This window comes from Kitasatospora sp. MY 5-36 (assembly GCF_001182915.1).
Classification (GTDB): domain Bacteria; phylum Actinomycetota; class Actinomycetes; order Streptomycetales; family Streptomycetaceae; genus Kitasatospora.
This window is the reverse complement of the sequence record NZ_LFVW01001141.1, coordinates 1-1,706: the sequence shown is the minus strand read 5'-3', so window position 1 is coordinate 1,706 and position 1,706 is coordinate 1. Positions and strand designations below refer to the sequence as shown.

At 72.0% G+C, this 1,706-nt stretch carries 1 pseudogene; it reads left to right on the top strand.

Going from position 1 to position 1,706, the window contains the following annotated elements:
• Nucleotides 1–1,571: pseudogene (locus AE652_RS40890) on the top strand (hypothetical protein); the annotation flags it as partial.
• Nucleotides 1,572–1,706 lie beyond the last annotated feature (135 nt).

The following is a 1,706-nucleotide window of genomic DNA, read 5'->3' as shown; positions in this document are numbered from 1 at the left end:
CGGCCGCCGGGGCCGGGGCCGCGAAGGAGGCGGCCGCGCAGCAGGAGGCCGCCGTCGAGGCCGCCGCCGAGCGGTCCGCGAAGGACGCCGCCGCCAAGGCCGAGGTCAAGGCCGAGGCCGAGACCGCGCCGAAGGCCGCGGCCGCCGAGCCGTACTTCAAGGTGTTCACGGGTGCGTCCACCTCCAACGCGCACGGCATGGGCATGGCGGCCGGAGTCTCCACCGACCTGAAGTACGTCGTCGTCAACTACACGGTCGACTGGGGCGACGGCACCCCCGCGACCTCGGCGCACGGCCTGGGCACGGAGGACGTGTTCCTCAAGCACAAGTACGCCAAGGCCGGCGCCCACCGGATCACGGTCACGGCGACCGAGCCGGGCAGCAAGCTGACCGACACCACCACCTTCGAAGTGGTCCTGAACGGCTCCGAGTTCACCCCGTACGCGCCGACCCGGCTGCTGGACACCCGGGACGGCACCGGGGCCCCGGCCGCCGGCGCGGTCGCCGCGTTCGGCACCACCAAGGTGAAGGTCGCCGGCAACGGCGGAATCCCGGCCGGGGTGACGGCCGTCGCGCTGAACATCACCGCGACCAACGCCGTGGCGGACGGCCACGTGATCGCCTACGCCTCCGGCGCGAAGCAGCCGACCACCTCGAACGTGAACTTCACCGCGGGGAGGACGGTGCCGACGCTGGCGATCGTGCCGGTCGGCGCGGACGGGTACGTCGAGCTGGCCAACCGCAGCGGCGGCACGGTGGACCTGATCGCCGACGTGACGGGCTACTTCGCCAAGACCGCGGCCAACGGGTACACCTCGATGAACCCGGCGCGGATCGCCGACACCCGCGAGGGCAAGGGCGCCGCTCAGGGGCAGGCCGCCGGCCAGAGCACCTTCGCGGTGCAGGTCGCGGGCCAGGGCGGGCTGCCGGCCCAGGGGGTGGCGGCCGTGGCGCTCAACGTGACGGTGACGAACCCGCAGGGCTCCGGCCACCTGACCGTTTCCCCGGGCGGCGGGCAGCCGTCGGCCACGTCGAACCTGAACTTCGAGCCGGGGCAGACGGTCGCCAACGCGGTGATCGTGCCGGTCGGCGCGGACGGCAAGATCACCGTCCGCAACGGCTCCTGGTCCGGAACCGACGTGATCGTGGATGTCACCGGCTACTACAGCGCCGACGGCAAGGCCGCCTACATGCCGGAGGAGCCCACGCGGGCGCACGACGACCGGACCTGGGGCTTGGGGCTCGCCGGCCAGGACTACTACCGGCACTACGTGCCGCAGCTCTTCGGCTCGTTCGACTCCGTCGTCATGAACGTGACGGTGACCAACACCCAGGGCGGCGGGCACCTCTCGGTCGCGCCGGACCCGAACACGTCCGACGCCTACGGGACCGGCAAGGCCGTCCGGCCGACGCCGCCGGACTCCTCGGTCCTGAACTGGGAGAAGGGCGCCACCGTGTCGAACCTCGTGCAGGCGAGCCTCAAGAACACCGACACGATCGACGTCTGGAACCGGAGCTGGTCGCCGACCAACCTGATCATCGACGTGTTCGGCCGGTACGAGACCAGCTGACGCGACATCATGCGCGGTGCGCCGGCCGTCCGCTCCCCGGGAGCGGGCGGCCGGCTTCCCGTTCGGCTCGAACTGCTGGTCAGGTAGGCTCCGGCCCAGGCTTTTTGAACTCGTTCAAGCACTGGGGGGCCGGTG